The 14,933-nt window shown below is 73.1% G+C and carries 12 protein-coding genes; 6 read left to right on the top strand and 6 right to left on the bottom strand.

Annotation, left to right across the window (positions count from 1 at the left end; all coding sequences use genetic code 11):
- Positions 1 to 28: 28 nt before the first annotated feature.
- Together C1N91_RS02840 and C1N91_RS02835 are read right to left on the bottom strand one after the other, a co-directional pair.
- Positions 29 to 1,261, bottom strand: a complete 1,233-nt coding sequence (locus C1N91_RS02840; protein ID WP_137766516.1) for a S24/S26 family peptidase — start codon at positions 1,259 to 1,261, stop codon at positions 29 to 31.
- Between the two features lie 43 nt (positions 1,262 to 1,304).
- Entirely contained in the window at positions 1,305 to 1,904 is a 600-nt protein-coding gene (locus tag C1N91_RS02835; RefSeq protein WP_137766515.1) for a hypothetical protein, read from the bottom strand.
- A gap of 258 nt (positions 1,905 to 2,162) precedes the next feature.
- On the opposite strand from C1N91_RS02835, the gene C1N91_RS02830 reads away from it, so the two are divergent.
- Positions 2,163 to 2,717, top strand: a complete 555-nt coding sequence (locus C1N91_RS02830) for a MarR family winged helix-turn-helix transcriptional regulator (protein ID WP_175415887.1) — start codon at positions 2,163 to 2,165, stop codon at positions 2,715 to 2,717.
- Between the two features lie 20 nt (positions 2,718 to 2,737).
- A complete protein-coding gene (locus tag C1N91_RS02825) occupies positions 2,738 to 3,247 on the top strand; it encodes a mycothiol transferase (RefSeq protein WP_137766514.1) in 510 nt (169 codons plus the stop codon).
- Between the two features lie 77 nt (positions 3,248 to 3,324).
- On the opposite strand, the gene C1N91_RS02820 is transcribed toward C1N91_RS02825, so the two are convergent.
- Complete coding sequence (locus C1N91_RS02820; RefSeq protein WP_137766513.1) at positions 3,325 to 5,346, bottom strand: DEAD/DEAH box helicase; 2,022 nt, start codon at positions 5,344 to 5,346, stop codon at positions 3,325 to 3,327.
- Between the two features lie 265 nt (positions 5,347 to 5,611).
- On the bottom strand, positions 5,612 to 6,493 hold the full coding sequence (locus C1N91_RS02815; protein WP_137766512.1) for a polyphosphate kinase 2 family protein: 882 nt from the start codon (positions 6,491 to 6,493) through the stop codon (positions 5,612 to 5,614).
- Positions 6,494 to 6,856: 363 nt separating this feature from the next.
- Here C1N91_RS02815 and C1N91_RS02810 point away from each other — a divergent pair, with 363 nt between their 5' ends.
- Complete coding sequence (locus C1N91_RS02810; protein WP_175415886.1) at positions 6,857 to 7,918, top strand: alpha/beta hydrolase; 1,062 nt, start codon at positions 6,857 to 6,859, stop codon at positions 7,916 to 7,918.
- A 91-nt stretch (positions 7,919 to 8,009) separates the two neighbouring features.
- The gene (locus tag C1N91_RS02805; RefSeq protein WP_058728551.1) at positions 8,010 to 8,264 is read left to right on the top strand and encodes a hypothetical protein; all 255 of its coding nucleotides are present in this window, start codon (positions 8,010 to 8,012) and stop codon (positions 8,262 to 8,264) included.
- A 124-nt stretch (positions 8,265 to 8,388) separates the two neighbouring features.
- Here C1N91_RS02805 and C1N91_RS02800 read toward each other — a convergent pair whose 3' ends face one another.
- Positions 8,389 to 11,781, bottom strand: coding sequence for an efflux RND transporter permease subunit (locus C1N91_RS02800; protein ID WP_137766510.1), 3,393 nt, complete (start codon positions 11,779 to 11,781; stop codon positions 8,389 to 8,391).
- Positions 11,782 to 11,858: 77 nt separating this feature from the next.
- Positions 11,859 to 13,310: a MocR-like transcription factor YczR gene (gene yczR / locus C1N91_RS02795; RefSeq protein ID WP_137766509.1), complete on the bottom strand. Its 1,452-nt coding sequence runs from the start codon at positions 13,308 to 13,310 to the stop codon at positions 11,859 to 11,861.
- Between the two features lie 61 nt (positions 13,311 to 13,371).
- On the opposite strand from yczR, the gene yczE reads away from it, so the two are divergent.
- Both yczE and C1N91_RS02785 read left to right on the top strand, forming a co-directional pair.
- Positions 13,372 to 14,118 carry a membrane protein YczE gene (yczE, locus tag C1N91_RS02790; RefSeq protein WP_137766508.1) on the top strand — a complete coding sequence of 249 codons (747 nt, stop codon included), beginning with the start codon at positions 13,372 to 13,374 and terminating at the stop codon, positions 14,116 to 14,118.
- Positions 14,061 to 14,930, top strand: a complete 870-nt coding sequence (locus C1N91_RS02785; protein ID WP_137766507.1) for a sugar phosphate isomerase/epimerase family protein — start codon at positions 14,061 to 14,063, stop codon at positions 14,928 to 14,930. The genes yczE and C1N91_RS02785 overlap by 58 nt, the downstream gene beginning before the upstream one ends.
- Positions 14,931 to 14,933 lie beyond the last annotated feature (3 nt).

The raw sequence follows: 14,933 nt of genomic DNA, 5'->3' as shown, positions 1-14,933 counted from the left end.
GGGACCACGGCGTTCCGGTGCAGGGACGTCAGCGCACGCAGGTCGTGCCGGAACCGAGTCCGAGGATGGACGTGTACTGGATCGCCACCGGCGAGCTCTGCACCGAGGTCCACGCGCCGGGCGCAGCGGCGTTGGTCTGCACCCGCACGGTGCGCTGGGCACCGAGGACGAGCGCGCCGCTGAGCGCGACGGTCGCGCTCCGGGCCTGCCCGTCGGCCGTTGTGGCCAGCACGGCGCCGGTGTTGTCGGTGAGGGTGAACGACCGGGGCGGGTCGCCGGCGTACGTCCACCCGATCACGACCGAGCCGTTCGAGTCCGCGCACGACAGGCCCGTAACGACCGGAACCGTGGCGGCAGCGAACTGGGCGGCCGTGCTCGTGGTCCGACCGAACGGAGCCGCCTCCGCCCGCGCGGCCGGCAGCACCACGCCCGCCCCGGCGACGACGGTGATGACGACGGCGAGGGCACCGGGTGTCCCGCCCCGCCAGACCTGTCGGACGCGCTGGACGGCGGCGCCGGCCGCGGAGCGGCCGTGCACGTGGGCGTGGCGCGCGACGGGGCGGGGCGACCAGCGGCGCGGACCTGTCGCGGTGCTGACCGCAGGGGACGGGGCGGTGGCGAGCCGCGCCTCCCGGCCGCCGCCCGTCCGTCCGCGACCGCTGGCACCACCGCCACCGCCCGCGGCCGGACCGTTTCCACGGTGCCGGGCGCCACGCCGACGCAGCGGGGCGTCGACCGTGCAGAGCAGCAGCACGGCGACGAGTGCGAGCGCGGCGGTCCCGACCTCGACCCAGCGGCCCTCGCGGACCCAGAGCACCGGAGTGGCGACGGACGGCACCCGCAGGACGGCCACACCGTGCACGGCGGACCGCTCGGTCGGCGTCGAGTCCGCCTGCGGGTTGGCGTCGCCCTTCGTGACGACGGTGCCGTCCGGGCCGGGTTCCACGAACCGGTGCATCCGCAGGTGTCCCGGCTGGTCGGGGTCGTCGGCGAGCAGGACCTGCCCGGGTCGGATCTCGGCGGGCGTGACCGGCCGCGACACCACGACGTCGCCGGGCACGAGCCGGGGAGCCATCGAACCGGTCATCACCGTCGTCGGGTGCCACCCGATCAGCGCCGGCGCGGCTGCCCACAGCGCGAGCCCGAGCAGCGTGGCGACGACGGCCCGGGCGGCCGTCGCGACGACGACACGCCCCCAGTCGACGGCGTCGTGCAGCACGTCGTGCGGGGTGTGACCACCGTGCACTGCGATGCTGACCATGACTGCCTTCGACCGGGGGCGTACGTTCCGACGGGACGTCCTGCTAGTTGTTCTGGGCCTCCCAGGTGAGGCCGATCGACGCGGTGGTGCCCTGCGCCGTGTTCGGGGTGTTCGCGGACACCGTGTACGTCACCCGGTAGACGCGGGTCTCGCTGGCGGCGCCGGTCGTGGTCCAGGCGCCGAGGCCCGACGCGAAGTTCGTCGCCTGCGTGCCGAGGTTCGGCAGCGTGTTCTCGAAGAGGGTCCCGCCGGTCGCCGCCGGGGTGAAGCCCGAGCACGAGGAGAACCCGCCGCCGGTGCCCTGCTCGATCTTGATCGTGGTGTTCTGCGCGAGCACGGACGAGGTGGACGGCGAGGTGGCATAGAGCTTCACGGTCGACGGCAGCGAACCGGTCGAGGTCACGGTGATGCACTTGCTGTCGGTCGAGCCGGGCTTGAGGTTCGTGGCGGTGAAGAGCGCGGTGTTCGCGTCGTCGTCCGTCAGTGCGACGGTGCCGGCCGTCCAGTTGCTGGTGGGGTTGGTGGTGGTGGCCGAGAACGCCGAGTACGAGGCGGTCGACACGACGACGCCCGAGGCGACGAGGGCGGCGGGCACGGCGATCCAGGCGGCGAGGCGAGCGGCGCGAGGGGACACACGGGACATGGTTGTCCTCCAGAGGAGAGAGATCCTGATCGGTGGCGGCTCCGGACCCGCGGTGGTTGGTCGCGCTACGGTGCCTGTTTGGTACGACGATCAAGCTACTTGCTCGACGTGATGATGACAAGTGAAGAAATACCCCCTCTGTTGGGGGTAGCTTGATCGTCGAGACACCTGTTGCCTGGGACCGAGCACGAGGACCCCTGACCCGGGTCCGCTCACAACCCTGACCGACCCCCGGTCACGCACCCGAGAAGAGCACCCGTGACGGACACCTCCCCCGCACTGCCGCCGCTGCCCCCGTCGCCGCTGACCCTGCCGCCCGCACCGGTCTCCCCCGACGTCGAGGTGATCGCCCCGGTCGACGACGTCGACGACCCCGGCGTCACCCGGCTGCTCGAGGCCTTCCGAGCGCTGCAGGTGCAGCACGGACGGGTGCTCGCGCACGAGAGCGCGACGCGGGGCCTCGGGACCACGGACACGCGCCTGCTGCTGCACCTCGCCGCCGCGGGGCCGACGGGCACCACGCCGAAGCAGGCCGGCGAGCAGCTCGAGCTGAGCACCGGTGCCACGACGTCGCTGCTCGACCGGCTCGAGCGCCACGGGCACCTGGAGCGCCGCCCGAACCCCGACGACCGCCGGAGCATCCTCGTGCACCTGACGCCGTCGGGCACGGCGGTCGCGCGTGAGGTCGCGGCCACCTGGGCCGCGGCGTTCCGCGACGCCGTGGCACCGGCCGAACGAGCGGGTGTCGCACTCGCGCTCGAGGGCGTCGGCGACGCCCTCGAACGACGTCACCGGGCGGCCACCGCGGGCTGAGCCCGCGTAGCGTCGGCCGCATGACCCCAGCGGAACTCCTCACCGAAGCGTTCGCCCGCGTGCCCGAGACCGTGGAGCGCGCTGTCGACGGCCTGTCGACCGAGCAGCTCGCGACCCGACCGGCCGCCGGCGCGAACACCCTCGCCTGGCTCGCGTGGCACACCGCCCGCGGACAGGACGCGCAGGTCGCGGACCTCGCGGGCACCGAGCAGGTCTGGACCGCCGACGGCTGGGTCGAGCGGTTCGGCCTGCCGTTCCCGGCCGACGCGCTCGGCTACGGGATGTCGAGCGAGGACGTCGGCCGGGTGCGCGCCCCCGCCGAGCTGCTGAAGGGCTACCTGCGGGCCGTGCACGAACGCACGGTCGCGTACCTCGGCACGCTCGCCCCGGAGGACCTCGACGAGGTGGTCGACGAGGCGTGGGACCCGCCCGTCACCCGGGGTGCGCGACTCGTCAGCATCCTCGACGACTGCACGCAGCACGCCGGCCAGGCCGGCTACGTGCGCGGACTGCTCTTCTTCTCGCGCTGACGCCTGAGCTGGGCTGAGACGAACGGGAGGCCCGGTGCCACTGGCACCGAGCCTCCCGTTGCGTCGTGTGGTCGCGTCTACCGCGCGGCGAGCTCCGCGACGATGCCGTCACCGGGGGCGGCGTCGACGAGGTCGGCCTCGATCTCGGCGTTCTCGAGGATGCCCTCGATCTTGCGGCGACGACCACGCGGCACGAGCGTGACGACCGTGCCCTCCTTGCCGGCACGACCCGTCCGGCCCGAGCGGTGCAGGTACGCCTTGTAGTCGTCCGGGGCGTCGGCCTGCACGACGAGCGACACGTCGTCGACGTGGATGCCGCGGGCGGCGACGTCGGTCGCGACGAGGACGTTCACCCGGCCGCTCGTGAGCAGCTGCAGGTTGCGCGTGCGGCGGGACTGGTTGAGGTCACCGTGGAGCGAGGTCGCGCGGATGCCGGCGTCCTCGAACTGGTCGGCGAGACGCTCGGCGTAGGCGCGGGTGCGGGCGAAGACGATCGTCTTGCCGTCGCCGGCGACGAGCTCCTCGAGCACCTGGTCCTTCTGGCGCTGCTCGACGACCAGCACGCGGTGGTCGATGGTCGAGGATGCCTGGTCCTCACCGGCGACCTCGTGGACGCTCGGCTCGTGCAGGAACTCGGACACGAGCGACGCGACCTGGGCGTCGAGCGTGGCGCTGAACAGGAGCTTCTGCGCGCGGTCGCCCTGCGGGGTGACCTCGGCCGTCGCGGAGAGGATCTCGCGCACCGGCTCGAGGAACCCGAGGTCGCACATGTGGTCGGCCTCGTCGAGCACGGAGACGACGACCTCGCTGAGGTCGAGCTTCCCCTTGTTCATGAGGTCCTGCACACGGCCCGGCGTGCCGACGATGATGTCGACGCCGCGCTCGAGGGCACCCTCCTGGCGGCCGTAGGGCACGCCGCCGTAGATCTGCGTCGTGAAGAGACCGACGGAGCGGGCGATCGGCTGCACGGTGCGGTCGATCTGCAGGGCGAGCTCGCGGGTCGGGGCGAGGATGAGCGCACGCGGGGCGCGGCCCATCCTGCGCTTCGTGCCGCCGCCGTGCTCCATGAGCTTCTCGACGAGGGGCGCACCGAACGCGATGGTCTTGCCGGAACCGGTGCGACCACGGCCGAGGACGTCCTTGCCGGACAGCACGTCGGGGATCGTCGCGGCCTGGATCGGGAACGGGCTCGTGGCACCCATCTCGGCCAGGGTGCGGGAGATGTTGCCGCCGATGCCGAGGTCGGCGAAGGTCACGCCCTCGACGTCGGCCGCGACGGTCGCCTCGGCCTGGAGCTTCTCGAGCTTGACGTCGTCCGCGGGGACGTAGGCCGGACGCGCGTCGTCACGGTCACGGCGGGGGGCGCGGTCGTCGCGGTCGAAGCGACGCGGCGCACGGTCGTCACGGTCGAACGAGCGACGCTGCGGGCGGTCGTCGCGGTCGAAGCGACGGGCACCACGGTCGTCGTCACGGCGCGGGGCACGGTCGTCACGGTCGAACCGGCGCGGCGCACGGTCGTCACGGTCGAACGAGCGACGCTGCGGGCGGTCGTCGCGGTCGAAGCGACGCGGGGCACGGTCGTCCCGGTCGAAGCGGCGCGGGGCACGGTCGTCCCGGTCGAACCGACGGGCACCACGGTCGTCATCACGGCGCGGGGCACGGTCGTCGCGGTCGAACCGGCGCGGGGCACGGTCGTCCCGGTCGAACCGACGGGCACCACGGTCGTCATCACGGCGCGGGGCACGGTCGTCACGGTCGAACCGGCGCGGGGCACGGTCGTCGCGGTCGAACCGGCGCGGGGCACGGTCGTCCCGGTCGGAGCGACGGCCACCGCGGTCGTCACGGTCGTACCCGCGTCCGCCGCGGTCGTCACGGCGCTGGCCGCCGTCACGCGGCTCCCAGTTCGGACGTGCGGGGCGCTCGCCCTGTGCGGAACGCCCGCGGCGCTCCTCGGCGTCCCAGCGCTGCTTCTGCCGCGGCTGCGACGGATCGGCGGCGCGGTAGCCGCGGTGCTTGCTGCTGCGCGCGGCGGGCGTGCCGTTCGCGTGGCGGACTCGGTCGTCGGCACGCTGACGCGCGCCCTTGTCGTACGGGGCCATTGCTACTTTCCGGGGTGCAGACGTCCGCGCACCCGGCAGCGACATCGGCGGGGGCTCTGAGGCGGAGAGGGGGTTCTTCCCGTCGTGGTCCGACGTGAATCCAGCCCTCGAGCGCACACACACCCAAACGAATCCCGCGGTCACGATGCCGCGGTGCCGAAGGCCGACCGAGAGAGTCTACGCGACCCGGGCGCGCCTGACCAGCCCCGTGGCCGGGCCGGGCGACGGGGCGGAGGTGGATCGTGCCTCCAGGCCGGAGCGGCCGTCAGGACTCGGCGAGCCGCCGACGTTGCTCGGCCACGTCGAAGTCTGCGGCGGGCCAGGTGAGCTGCATGTCCTCGAGCGCGCGGAGCAGGAGCTGCTGCACGGCGAGCCGGGCGTACCACTTGCGGTTCGCGGGGACGACGTACCAGGGCGCGCGGACCGTCGAGGTGCGGTCGAACACGGTCTGGTACGCCTGCTGGTACTCGTCCCAGAGGAGGCGCTCATCGATGTCCCCGGGGTTGAACTTCCAGTGCTTGTCGGGGCGGTCCAGGCGGTCGCCGAGCCGTTCGCGCTGCTCGTCCTTCGAGATGTGCAGCATGACCTTGACGATCGTGGTGCCCTGCTCGACCAGCCGGTCCTCGAAGTCGACGATCGCGCCGTACCGGCGGTCGATCTCCTCGGGCGGGGCGAAGGCGCGCACCTTCTGGATCAGGACGTCCTCGTAGTGGGACCGGTCGAAAACGCCGAGCTGCCCGGCCGCGGGGAGCTGCCGTTCGATGCGCCAGAGGAAGTCGTGCTCGCGTTCCTCGTCGGTGGGGGCCTTGAAGCCGGCGTAGTGCACGCCGTTCGGGTCGACCGCGCCGACGACGTGCGAGACGATGCCGCCCTTGCCCGCGGTGTCCATCGCCTGCAGCACGAGGAGCACGCGACGCTGGTCGCCGGCGGTGCTCGCGGCGTACAGGCGCTCCTGCAGCGCGGCGAGGCGATCGGCCCCTGCGGCGAGTGACTCGAGCCCGTCGATCTTGCGCCCGGGGTAGCCCGGCGTGCCGTCGGGATCGACGCGGTCGAGGCGGAAGCCCTCCTCGACGCGGAGCAGCGGTTCGGGGTCGGTGTTCCAGGCCTTGCGACGGCTCACGGGTCCTCCTGCGGGTGTATCGCCCATCCTGGCACCCGGCGGCACCCGGCGGCACCCGGCGGCACCGGACGCGGGGAGGTGCGGGCGGGGTGCGGGCGCCCGTGGTCGCCGGGCGATTCCGGGCGTACCTGGTGCTTGCGGGCATACCTGGCGGCCCCGGCGGTCTCAGGTGCTTGGTGCTCCCGGGCGTACCGAGCGGGAACGGGCGTACCGGGTCGATCAGTTCGGCCAGGTATGCCCGGTTCGACCAGGCTCGCCCGGTTCAACCAGGTACGCCCGGTTCGACCCGGTACGCCCGGTTCGACCAGGCACCGCAGCCACCGCGAGGAGGAGGCCGCTCACCCTGTCGACGGACGCGGTGTCGATCGGGCGGGGTTAGCGTGGACGGCGATGAGGTCCGGCCGCCGCACACTGCTCGCGCTCCTCGCCGCGGTCGTGGCGACGGGTGCCCTCGGGTCGTGCAGCGGTGCGCCGGTGGCCGACCGCGACGACGTCGTGACCGCCGATCCCGTGATCTACCCGCTGTCGCTGCGCTACCCCGGCATCGAGGTCGTCGCCGACGTGCCCTACGGCCGGGAGCCACTGCAGCGCCTCGACGTGTGCCTGCCGCCGGACAGCGCACCGGACACCACGGCGACCCCGACGACGACCCCGCGCCCGTCGCCGTCGCCCTCCGTGTCGGACGTCGCGACCGAGGAACCGACCGACGGAGGTGCTGGTCGGGACACCCGGGCCGACCGGCCTCGCGACGGGCGCCCCGCGGTGATGCTCGTCCACGGCGGGAGCTGGTCGCACGGCGACAAGGCCACCGCGGCGTACCGGGCGGTGTGCCAGTACCTGGCCTCCGAGGGGTTCGTCACCGTGAACATCGACTACCGCCTGGCGCCGACGGACCCCTTCCCGGCAGGCTTCGACGACGCCCGACGAGCGCTCGACTGGGTGTTCCGGCCCGCGACGCTGCAGACGTACGACATCGATCCGGACCGTGTGGGGCTCTTCGGCGGAAGCGCGGGCGGCAACCTCGTCGCGATGCTCGCGGTGACCGACCACGAGTCGACTGCGTGGGCGGCCGGGGACCGCATCCGGGCGGTCGTCGACCTGAGCGGTCCGACCGACCTCACGACGCGTTCGACCGAGCCGGACGGGGTGTCGGCCTCGTTCCAGCGCAAGCAGCTGCTGTACCTCGGCTGCCGGAGCTACGAGGACTGCCCGGCCGCACGGGCCGCCTCGCCCGGGTACCACGTCACCGACGAGACCGCCCCGTTCTTCGTCGGCCACTCCACCGCCGAGTTCATCCCGCTGTGGGAGTCGCAGGAGTTCGTCGCCACGCTCCGCGAGCACGACGTCCCGGTGACGTTCGTCGCGGTGGAGGGGACGGCGCACTCGATCGTGCAGCTCGACCGGGCAATGAGCGAGCGGGTGGTGGGGTTCCTCCGCGACCGGCTCCGGTGACGGACGACTGGACACGGTCGGGCCGTGCCCCGTGCGGGTGGCACCCGGACTCGGGTGTGCGGGGGTCGAGCGGCGACCGCAGACTCGGAGTGTGACCGACACCACGACCCGCACCGCGCGCCCCGTGACCGAGTGGCCCGCCCGGACCTCCGTCCGGACGTACGCGGAGCTGCTGCTCGGACTGTCCTTCACGGCCGCCGTGGCCTTCGGCGGCTACTCGGCCGTCACCGGCCACATGGCGATCGCCGCGCAGGGCGCCGCGATCGTGTTCCTCGTCACCCTGACGTGCGTGCTCGTGTCGTGGTTCCGCCAGGTCGAGGCCGAGGAGTCCGGCAGCCGCGACTGACGGCCACCGACGAGCCAGTCGCCGCGACTGACAACGAGCGACGAGCGGGCCGCCGCGACCGACGGCGATCGACGAGCCGTGCGGAGACCGCGCCGAGCCGTGCGGAGACCGCGCCGCGGCCGCCTCAGTGCTCCGTCGTGGCCTCCCGCTCCGCCTTCCGGTCGGCCCGACGCTCCCGGAAGCCCTCGACCACCGAGTACAGCGCCGGCAGCACCACGAGGGTCAGGAGCGTCGAGGACACCAGACCGCCGATCACGACCAGTGCGAGCGGCTGCGAGATGAACCCCGACTTGCCGGTCAGCCCGATCGCCATCGGCAGCAGCGCGAAGATCGTCGCGAGCGCGGTCATCAGGATCGGCCGGAGTCGACGGGTCGCGCCCTCGATCAGCGCCTCGCGCACGCGGAGCCCTCGGCGGCGGTACTGGTTGACGAGGTCGATGAGCACGATGGCGTTCGTGACGACGATGCCGACGAGCATCAGCAGACCGATGAGCGAGGCGACCCCGAGCGGGATGCCCGTCACGATCTGCAGGAGCAGCGCTCCGGTGGCGGCGAACGGCACCGACAGCAGCAGCAGGATCGGCTGGAGCAGGCTCCGGAAGGTCGCGACCATGATCACGTACACGATGAGGATCGCGACGAGCACGGCGAGCAGCAGCTGGCTGAACGCGGACGACTGGCTCGACGCCACCCCGCCGATCGTCGCCGAGGCGCCCTTCGGCAGGTCGAGGGCGTCGACGGCCTGCGTCACGTTCTGCACGGCCTGACCGAGGTTCGTCGAGTCCGGCGTCACGGTGATCGTCGCGGTGCGAACGGCGTTCGACGTGGTGATCGTGGTCGGCCCGTCGGACTGCTCGACCGTCGCGACGTCGGTCAGCGGGACCTCGCCGCTCGCGGTCGGGATCGACAGCGACTCGAGCGCGTCGATCGTGGTCGGCGGCTGCGGGTCGGCGATGTACACGTCGAGGGTGGCGTCGTCGATCTCGACGCTGCCGGTGTCCCGCGGCGAGACCGCGGCGGCGACGATCCCGCCCACCTGGGTCTCGGTGAGCCCGCGCTCGGCGGCCTTCGTCCGGTCGACCCGCACCGCCAGGTACGGCTCGGCTGCGGACAGGTTGCTGGTCGCCGAGGTCGTCCCGTCGACGTCGCGCATCTTCGTCAGGACCTGCTTCGCCGCCGTCTCCAGCTCGGACTGGGTCGGTGCGGTGACGTCGACCTCGATGTCGCTCGATCCACCGAAGCCACCACCCGCGCTCGACAGGCTCACCTCGCCCACGCCGTCGATCCGCCCGATGCGATCGCGGGCCGTCGACTGGATCGTCGCCTGGTCGGCGCCGGCATCGGTCGTGACGTTGTACTGCACGGACGCCGAGGCACCACCGCCGAACGCGGCCTGGATGGACTGGCCGCTCGAGCCGATCGTGGTCTGCACGGTCTCGACGCCGGAGACGTCCTGCAGCACCCGCTCGACCTTGCGGGCGGCGTCGGACTGCTCGTCGAGGCTGGTGCCGGGCTCGAGGTCCTGCGTCACGGTGAAGGTGTTCTGCCCCGAGTCGCCGAGGTAGTTCGTCTTGACGAAGGGCACGGCAGCCGCGGTGCCACCGAGGACGACCAGGGCGAGCACGAGGACGAGCGCCGGACGGCCGACCGCCCAGCGGAGGACGGGCAGGTACCCGCGACGCAGTCGGTCGGACGTGCCGGCGTCGTGCAGGTCGTCGGCCGACGCCAGCGCCCCGGTCGACGACGAGGCAGCCGCGGGCGACGCAGCCGTCGGCGACCCTGACGTGCCCGGCCCCGTGGTCTCGATCGACCCCGTGGTCGGCGTCGCGGCGTGCCGGTGGGTCCTCGGCGCCCGGAGCCACCAGTAGGCGAGCACCGGCACGATCGTCAGCGACACGAACAGCGACGCGAGCAGCGCCATCGTGACCGTCAACGCGAAGGGCCGGAACAGCTCGCCGACGAGCTCCGCGACGAACGCGACCGGCAGGAAGACCGCCACGGTCGTGAGCGTCGATGCGGTGACGGCACCGGCGACCTCGCGCACGGCGTCGAGCACCGCCCGCCCACGGTCGACACCGGGTTGCAGGTGCCGCTTGATGTTCTCGATGACGACGATCGAGTCGTCGACCACGCGGCCGATCGCGATGGTCAGCGCGGCGAGCGTGATGATGTTGAGGGTGTACCCGGCGGCCTGCATGCCGATCGCGGCGAGCAGCACCGACGTCGGGATCGAGATCGCGGTCACGAGCGTCGAGCGCCAGGACAGCAGGAACACCAGGATCACGACGACCGCGAAGCCGAGGCCGAGCAGCCCCTCCTCTGCCAGGGAGTCGATCGACTGCTGGATGTAGGGCGCCTGGTCGAACACCACGGTGAACTGCGGGTCGCCGGTGACCTTTGCCTCGATGCCGGGCAGGGCGTCCTTCACGGTCTCGGAGACGTCGACCGTGTTCGCCTCCTGCGTCTTCGTGATCGCGATGGTGAGCGCGGTCTTGCCGTCGACCCGGCTGATCGAGGTGCGCGGCGACTCCTCGATCTGCACGGTCGCGACGTCACCGAGCGAGGTCGGCGTGGAGGCCGTGCTCGCGCCCGTCCCGCCGGTCGCGCCCGTCCCGCCGGTCGCGCCCGTCCCGCCGGTCGCGCCCGTTCCGCCCGTCGCGGTCGTCCCGGTACCGCTCGCCCCGGTCTGGCCCTGGCGCTGGCCCGCAGCCGTCCCGCTCGCGGCCGTCCCGCCGCTCGACGATCCGGACGAATCCGAGGACCCCGACGAACCCGAACCGCTCGACGCCGTCAGGGGCAGCCCGCGGATGTCGTCGAGCGACGCGATGCGCTGCCCGGTCTGCACCGAGAGCGTCTTGCCGTCCTGCGTGATCGTGCCGCCGGGGATGAGCGTGCCGTTGTCGTCGAGCGCGTTCGAGATCGACTGCGTCGTGAGGCCCCGCGCCGCGAGCTCGTCTTCGTTCGGGGTGATCACGATGCGTCGGCCCGGGTTGCCGAAGACGTCGGCCTGGCGCACGCCGTCGAGCTTCTCGAGGTCGGGCACCGCCGTCGCGTTGAGCCGGTCGACGAGCTGCTCCTGGTTGCCCGACGCGGTGACGGCGAGCTGGAGCACGGGCAGGTCGTCGAAGGACCCGGTGACGATCTGGGTCTGCACGGTGTCCGGCAGCGACAGGGCGTTCACCGCGGTCTGGATCTTGTCCTCGGCGCTGGCCAGGTTCGACCCGTAGTCGAACGAAGCGGACACCACGCTCTGCCCGGTCGAGGACGTCGCACTCGTCGACTCGAGGTTCGGCACGACCTGGATCGCCTGCTCGATCTTCGTCGACACGTCGTTCGACACGACCTCCGGCGTGGCTCCGGGGTAGGCGCTGACGATCGCCACCTGGGGGAACTGGACGCTCGGGATGAGCTCCTGCTTGAGGTTCGTCAGCGCGACGCCGCCGAACACCGCGACGACGATCGTGACGAGCGCGATGAGGGCCCGGTTGCGGAGGCTGAAGACCGAGAGGAGGTGCACGACGCTGATCCTCGCAGTTCCACCTGCGAACCAGACCGCCGACCGACGATCTGTGGAGAGACCGCGCGACCGAGCGGTCAGACCACCGCGGCCAGCGACCCCCGGGCGCCTGCACCCTCACCGCCGATCCGCGACCACGCGCGCTCGAGCACGTCGACCAGGCGCTCCCGGTCCGTCGCGCCCATCGTGTAGGGCACGCGGAGGAACCGCTCGAAGCCGCCGTCGGATCCGAACACCCCGCCGGAGGCGAGCACCACCCCCTCGGCCCGAGCGGCGAGGACGAGTGCGCTCGACACCGGACGGCCGAGCCCGACCCACGTCGTCAGCCCACCTGCCGGGGACGGCACGTCCCACTCGGGCACCCGCGCGCGGAGACCGGCCACGAGCTCGTCGCGACCGGTGCGCAGGAAGGTGCGCCGTGCCTCCAGGACGGCCGCCGTGCGCGGGACGAGCTCGCGCGCGACGAGCTGGTCGAGGACCGGCGTGCCGAGGTCGCCCGTCGGGCGGGCGAGCAGCAGGCGCTGCAGCAACTCCGGGGCTGCACGGACCCAGCCGATGCGCAGACCGCCCCAGAAGACCTTGGCGGCCGAGCCGATCATGACGACCGAGGCGCCCGACGGGTCGGCCACGGCGAGCGGCGGCGCGGGGTCCCCGTCGATGCGGAGCTCGCCCATCGTCTCGTCGACGACCACCGTCGTGCCGGTCGTCGCCGCGACGTCGAGGAGCAACCGTCGGGTGTCGGGCGCCATGGTCGCCCCGGTCGGGTTGTGGAGCTCGGGCATGACGTACGCGACCGCCGGGGCGGTCCGGCGCAGGGTCGTCTCGAGCGCCGCCGCGTCCCACCCGGCACGCGCGTCCACGGGGACACCGACGAGCCGGGCACCGGCCTCGCGGAAGGCCTCGTGCGCGTGCGGGTAGGTCGGCGACTCGACGAGCACGGTGTCGCCGCGGCGGACGAGCACGCGCGCGAGCAGCGCGATCGCGTGCTGGGCGCCGATCGTGACGACGATCTGCGAGGGGTCGGTCGGGAGCCCGCGCTCCGTGTAGCGGTCGGCGATCGCGGCGCGGAGCCCGGGGTCCCCGACGGTGTCGTAGCCGATGCCGGCGAGCGCCGCGGGCACGTGCCGGACGGCGCGCTCGACGGCCTCGGCGACCTCGGGTGCGGCGTGCAGCGCGGCCTTCCGGAGGTCGAGCAGGTCGCCGGGCACCACGCCGCCGAGCCGCTCGGGATCGGGCCGGCCGGCCAGGTCGCGCGGCAGGTGCACGACGCTGCCGGACCCGCGCAGCGACACGACGAACCCGTCGTCCCGCAGCCGGGCGTACGCGTTCGCCACGGTGGTCCGCGAGACGCCGAGGGCCTCGGCGAGTCCGCGCTCGGCGGGGAGCCGCACGCCGAGCGGCACCCGCCCGTCGATGACGAGCACGCGGACGGCGTCGGACAGCGCCTCGTACGCGGGGGCGTCGGTGCCGTCCCGCCAGTCAGCGAGGAGCAGGGCGGCGGCGCGAGCACTGAGGGAGACCGGGGGCACGGGTCCACGCTAGCGCGATTGGCTCTCGACGGCCAGGCCAATCGGGAGCCAGCATCAGTTCATGCCCCGTTCCACCGCTCTCGTGCTCCGCTTCGTCCAACTCGCCGTCGGGCTCTTCCTCTACGGCGCCTCGACCGCGCTGCAGGTCCGCGCGGTCGTCGGCGTGGGCTCGTGGACGGTGCTCACGCAGGGCCTGGAGAACGTCCTGCCGTGGTCGTTCGGCGTCGTCACCGTCGTGTCGAGCGTCGTCATCCTGCTGCTCTGGATCCCGCTCCGCCAGAAGCCCGGGATCGGCACGCTCTGCAACGTGCTGGCGATCGGCCCGTCCGCCGACCTGGTGCTCTGGCTCGTGCCGGAGCCCGACGGCCTGGTCCCCCGGGTCCTGCTGTTCGCCGCGGGGCTCGCGCTGCTCGCGGTCGCGACGGCCTGCTACATCGGCGCCGGGCTCGGTGCCGGCGCCCGGGACGGCCTGATGGTCGGCGTGCACGAGCGGTTCGGCTGGCCGCTCTGGCTCGCGCGCACCGTCATCGAGGTCACCGTCGTCCTGGTCGGGTGGCTGCTCGGCGGCGACGTCGGGGTCGGCACGGTGGTCGCGGCGTTCGCGATCGGCCCGATGGTGCAGCCGCTCATGCCGCTGTTCCGCCGCCTGCCGTGGTCCCCGACGCGGACGGACGACGGGACGACCCGCTCCGTCCACGGATCCGGAACGACCCCTGGTGGCGACGAGACCGCTGCCGCTAGGGTCGCGCCATGCGACTCGGAGTCTCGTCCTACAGCTACGCCCGCTCGCTCCAGCGCGGTGCGCTGACGATCTTCGACGTCGTCGACCGCGTCGCGGACGCTGGCGGCCAGCACCTCGAGATCGCGGCGGGCGGGTTCGGCGACGACCTGCCCCGGCAGCCCGAGCTCGTGGACCGGCTGCGTGAGCACGCCGCCGCCCGCGGGATCGGACTCGCGAACCACGTGATCGGTGCGGACTTCTCGGACCCGGCGACCGTCGACGCCGAGGTCGCCCGCGTCCGCGAGCACCTCGACGTCGCGCACCGGCTCGGCATCACACACCTGCGCCACGACGTCGTCCCGTGGGCCTGGCGGGACGCCGACCACGCGGAGTTCGAGCGGGTGCTCGCGCAGGTCGTGCCGGTCTGCCGCGCGGTCGCCGAGCACGCCGCGACGCTGGGCATCACGACGATGGTCGAGAACCACGGCTTCGCCTTCAACGACAGCGAGCGGATCCTGCGGCTCGTGCACGAGGTCGACCACCCGAGCTTCCGCGCCCTGCTCGACGTCGGCAACTTCGTGTGCCTCGACGACGACCCGCTCCGCGCGGTGCAGCGGGTGCTGCCGGTCGCGGCGGTCGTGCACCTCAAGGACTTCCTGGTGCGCGAGACCCCGCCCGCGGCGGACGGCTGGCTCACCACGCTGGCCGGTCGCGCGGTGCTCGGCACGGTCGTCGGGCACGGTGACCTGCCGCTCGGCCGGATCGTGGAGCGGATCGTCGCGAGCGGGTTCGTTGGGCCCGTGTCGATCGAGTTCGAGGGGCTCGAGGACGACGTCGACGCCGTCGAGCGCGGACTCGCGAACGCGCGCCGGCTGTGGGCGGCGGCCGGCGGTTCCTGAACC

Source organism: Curtobacterium sp. SGAir0471, from assembly GCF_005490985.1.
Lineage (GTDB): Bacteria > Actinomycetota > Actinomycetes > Actinomycetales > Microbacteriaceae > Curtobacterium.
Note: the sequence above shows the minus strand (reverse complement) of the source record. Positions and strands in the feature narration are given on the sequence as shown.

Coding starts and splice junctions, on each gene's coding strand:
- C1N91_RS02820 (WP_137766513.1), bottom strand. CDS start 5,346: ATGGCCCCGTACGACAAGGGCGCGCGTCAGCGTGCCGACGACCGAGTC.
- C1N91_RS02825 (WP_137766514.1), top strand. CDS start 2,738: ATGACCCCAGCGGAACTCCTCACCGAAGCGTTCGCCCGCGTGCCCGAG.
- C1N91_RS02835 (WP_137766515.1), bottom strand. CDS start 1,904: ATGTCCCGTGTGTCCCCTCGCGCCGCTCGCCTCGCCGCCTGGATCGCC.
- C1N91_RS02815 (WP_137766512.1), bottom strand. CDS start 6,493: ATGGGCGATACACCCGCAGGAGGACCCGTGAGCCGTCGCAAGGCCTGG.
- C1N91_RS02810 (WP_175415886.1), top strand. CDS start 6,857: ATGAGGTCCGGCCGCCGCACACTGCTCGCGCTCCTCGCCGCGGTCGTG.
- C1N91_RS02785 (WP_137766507.1), top strand. CDS start 14,061: ATGCGACTCGGAGTCTCGTCCTACAGCTACGCCCGCTCGCTCCAGCGC.
- C1N91_RS02840 (WP_137766516.1), bottom strand. CDS start 1,261: ATGGTCAGCATCGCAGTGCACGGTGGTCACACCCCGCACGACGTGCTG.
- yczE (WP_137766508.1), top strand. CDS start 13,372: ATGCCCCGTTCCACCGCTCTCGTGCTCCGCTTCGTCCAACTCGCCGTC.